Origin of the sequence: Caulobacter sp. B11, assembly GCF_002737765.1 — a bacterium.
Taxonomy (GTDB): Bacteria; Pseudomonadota; Alphaproteobacteria; order Caulobacterales; family Caulobacteraceae; genus Caulobacter.
In genome coordinates, this window is the sequence record NZ_PEGG01000356.1 from 1 (window position 1) to 2,591 (window position 2,591).

1 protein-coding gene and 3 pseudogenes are annotated in these 2,591 nt (G+C 64.2%); all 4 read right to left on the reverse strand.

Features of this window, described 5'->3' with window-relative positions:
* Positions 1–725 (reverse strand): annotated as a pseudogene (locus tag CSW58_RS12630) (ABC transporter permease); the annotation flags it as partial.
* Positions 725–1,618, reverse strand: coding sequence for an ABC transporter permease (locus CSW58_RS12635; protein WP_099447521.1), 894 nt, complete (start codon positions 1,616–1,618; stop codon positions 725–727). The pseudogene CSW58_RS12630 and the gene CSW58_RS12635, both read right to left, overlap by 1 nt.
* Before the next feature lie 23 nt (positions 1,619–1,641).
* Positions 1,642–1,743: pseudogene (locus tag CSW58_RS15470) on the reverse strand (hypothetical protein); the annotation flags it as partial.
* Between the two features lie 17 nt (positions 1,744–1,760).
* Positions 1,761–2,591, reverse strand: a pseudogene (locus tag CSW58_RS12640) (PotD/PotF family extracellular solute-binding protein); the annotation flags it as partial.

Below are 2,591 nucleotides of genomic sequence, written 5' to 3' on the forward strand. Positions count from 1 at the left end.
AGAAGCGCACCATCGAATAGACCTTGACCGGGAAGGTCACGGTGTCGGGCCCGGCGGTGAAGAAGGTGATGACGAAGTCGTCGAGGCTGAGGGTGAAGGCCAGCAGCGCCCCGGCCACCAGCGACGGGGCCATGTGCGGCAGGATGACGTCCTTGATGGTGCGCCATTCGCCGGCCCAGATCGCGGGCCGCCTCCTCCATCTCGCGGTTGAAACTGGCCATGCGGGCCCGCACCACCACCGCCACGAAGGGGAAGGAGAACGAGACGTGGGCGATGATGATCGCGCCCAGGTTCAGCGGCCAGACCATGCCCTGCGGCCAGGGCATGACCTTGGCGAAGAACACCAGCATGGCCACGCCCATGCAGATCTCGGGCACCACGATCGGCAGGGCCAGGGCCCCGTCCACCACCGTCTTGCCCGGAAAGCGGAACCGCCACAGGGCCAGGGCGACCAGGGCGCCCAGCACGACGCTGACCACGGTCGAGACCGCCGCGATGGTCAGGGAGTTGCCGAAGGCCTCGATCAGCGAGTCGTTGTTGAGGGCCTTCTCGTAATATTTGAGCGTGAAGCCCTTCCAGACGATGTTGCGGCGGCTGTCATTGAAGCTGAACACCATCAGCGAGATCAACGGCGCGTAGAGGAACAGCCCCACCGCCGCCAGCCAGGCCTGCATCTGCCAGCGGCGGAGATATTCCAGGGGCCCGGGGGCGGATTTCTTGGCCATCAGCGCGCCCCTTCGCCGGTCTTCTTGCGGCCCAGCACGGCCTGCACGGCGATGGCCATGAAGGTCAGGTACATCAGCAGGAACGACATGGCCGCGCCGAACGGCCAGTCATTGGCGCGCTTGAACTGGCGCTCGATGACATTGGCGATCATCTGGCTGTCGGGCCCGCCCAGCAGGTCGGGGGTCAGATAGGCGCCCAGGGCCGGAATGAAGGTGATCAGCACGCCCGAGGCGATGCCCGGCAGGGCCAGGGGCACGACCACCAGGAACAGGGTGCGCAGATGGCCGGCCCCGAGGTCTAGGCTGGCCTCCAGCAGCGACTTGTCCAGCCGGTCCAGGGCCGAATAGAGCGGCAGCACCATGAACGGCAGGTGCACATAGACCAAGCCCAGCACCACCGCCGAATTGTTGTAGAGCAGCTCCATCGGCTGGAAGGCGCCCAGGGGCGCGACCTTGTCGACCAGGGTCCACAGCCACTCATAGCTCTTGTTGATATAGCCCTCGGTGCGCAGTACGGCGATCAGGGCGTAGGTGCGGATCAGCAGGTTGGTCCAGAACGGTAGCATGATCAGCAGCAGCAGCCAGGCCTTGGTCTTCTGCGGTGCGAAGGTGATGGCCAGGGCGACCGGGAAGCCGATCACCAGGCACAGGGCCGTGGTCAGGGCCGCCACCCCGGCCGACTTGACGAAAATCTTCAGGTACAGCGGCTCGATGGCCCGGGCGTAGTTCTTGAACGTGCCGGTGATGGCGATGTCGGTCAGGCCGTCATTGTGGCCAAAGCTGTAGGCCCAGACGATGGCCAGGGGCACGAGGAAGAACAGCACCAGCCAAAACAGCGGCGGGCCCAGGGCGGCGGCGAACACCGACTTGGCCTGTTTCCAGCTTTGCTCCATGGGTTGGTCCCCTCGATCCTCTAGATCCTCCCCCTAACGGGGGAGGTGTCCGCGAAGCGGACGGAGGGGGAAGCGTTCGCAGCCTCTCTGCGACTTCCCCCTCCGGCCTTCGGCCTGCCTCCCCTTCAGGGGGAGGAACGGCTTAAGCCGCCCGAACCCGGGTGATGACTTCCTCGTACAGGCTGGCCTTTTCGGCGCCCTCGAAGGCCCCGTACTCGCACTTGCTCATGATGTCGGCGGGCGGGAAGATCACCGGGTTGTTCTTGTAGTCTTCCGGCATCAGGGCCTTGGCCGCCGCATTGGGGTCGGATAGAGGATGGTCTTGGAGATCGCCGCCCCGGCCTGGGCGTCGAGCAGGTAGTTGATGAAGGCGTGGGCGTTGCCCGGGCGCGGCGCGCCCTTGGGAATGCACAACGTATCGGAATTGATCAGCGAGCCTTCCTTGGGCACGACGAAGCCGACATCGTCGTCCTCGGTCATCAGCTGGGCGATGTCGCCGTTATATTCCAGCACCAGATCGACTTCCTTCTTGCCGAGCATGTCCTGGCCGTTGTCGTCGTGGAAGGCCTTCACGAAGGGCTTCTGCTTGATCAGCATCTTCTCGATCTGGGCGACCATCTCGGGCGGGATGCCGTTGACCGAGTGGCCCAGATACTTGGCCGACAGACGGATCAGGTCGGCGCTTTCCGACAGCAGGGCGATCTTGCCGGCATATTCGTTGCTGTCGAACAGGTACTTCCAGCTGTCGGGAACGGCCTTCACCTTGCTCTTGCGATAGCCGATGCCAGCACCAGCCAGGTATAGGGCATCGAGAACTTGCGGCCCGGATCGAAGTCGGGATTGAGGAAGGTCGGGTCGATGTTCTTCATGTTGGGGATCTTGGCGTGATCCAGCGGCTCCAGCAGTCCGCCCTGACCCATGCGGGTCACGAACTCGTTGGACGGCAACAATCACGTCAAAGCCGGGATTGCCG

Excerpts from the sequence above, each read along its gene's own strand:
- CSW58_RS12635 (WP_099447521.1), bottom strand. The coding sequence starts at position 1,618 with ATGGAGCAAAGCTGGAAACAGGCCAAGTCGGTGTTCGCCGCCGCCCTG.